Raw genomic sequence first — 1,382 nt, 5'->3', positions numbered from 1 at the left:
ACAAGTGTAGATGTTGTGATTCCAATTACGGATGATGCGATTAGTGAATCTCCAGAAGATTTTACAGTAGATGGTACTGTAACTAGTGGTAACACGAGTAATACAGACCCAAGCGGAACAGTAACGATTACTGATAATGATTCTGTTAATGTAACAATAGGCGATGTAACCGTAGGCGAAGGCGACGGAACAGCTACGGTACCAGTAACATTAAGTACACCAAGTGCAGTAGATACAGTAATAGATATAGTAACCACCACAGGAACGGCTGGTACATCAGATTATACAGCAACAACAACAACTGTAACGATACCAGCGGGAAGCACAAGTGTAGATGTTGTGATTCCAATTACGGATGATGCGATTAGTGAATCTCCAGAAGATTTTACAGTAGATGGTACTGTAACTAGTGGTAATACCAGTAATACAGACCCAAGCGGAACAGTAACGATTACTGATAATGATTCTGTTAATGTAACAATAGGCGATGTAACCGTAGGCGAAGGCGATGGCACAGCTACGGTACCAGTAACATTAAGTGCACCAAGTGCAGTAGATACAGTAATAGATATAGTAACCACCACAGGAACGGCTGGTACATCAGATTATACAGCAACAACGATAACGGTAACAATACCAGCGGGAAGCACAAGTGTAGATGTTAGTATTCCAATTACTGATGATACAACAGATGAGCCTAATGAGAACTTTACCGTTGATGGTACTGTAACTAGTGGTAACACGAGCAATACAGACCCAAGTGGAACAGTAACGATAATCGATAATGATGATTCATTACCTATAGCAAACAATGATGGAGGTACAACTGATCCTGGAGTAGATATTATTATTGATATTACTATAAATGATACAGATTCAGATGGAACTATAGATGATTTAACATTAGATTTAGATCCAAATTCACCAGGACAACAAAGTACATTTACTGTTCTTAATGAAGGAACATTTACAGACAATGGAGATGGAACTGTAACATTCAGCCCTGCTCCAGGCTATACAAATGGAACAACAACGATTACTTATACAGTGAATGATGATGATGGAAATATATCCAATGAAGCAACAATAACTGTTGTAGTGCCATTATGTACGTCAACTGTTGATACAGATGGCGATGGCTTAACAGATTGTGAGGAGACGACTGGAATCGATGATCCAGGAACACCAGAGAATCCAAATGATTACCCAGGAGGTCCAATAAGTAATCCAAATGATCCATGTGATCCTGGCACCACATTAGGAGATTTATCAAACCCAACTTGGAGGGATGCCGATTGTGATGGCGATGGCGTAACCAATGGCGATGAATTAACACCACCAGACGGTGAAACCCCAACAAATCCTAATGACCCATGTGATTT

At 40.1% G+C, this 1,382-nt stretch carries 1 protein-coding gene; it reads left to right on the top strand.

Annotated features, from left to right (window positions below; genetic code table 11):
- On the top strand, positions 1 to 1,382 hold a 1,382-nt coding region (locus Q0870_RS15340; protein WP_298556772.1), incomplete at both ends, for a Calx-beta domain-containing protein.

It is taken from the genome of uncultured Algibacter sp. (genome assembly GCF_947487575.1).
In the GTDB taxonomy this organism is placed as follows: domain Bacteria; phylum Bacteroidota; class Bacteroidia; order Flavobacteriales; family Flavobacteriaceae; genus Algibacter_B.
The sequence above is the reverse complement of the archived record's forward strand: the minus strand, read 5'-3'. Positions and strand labels throughout refer to the sequence as shown.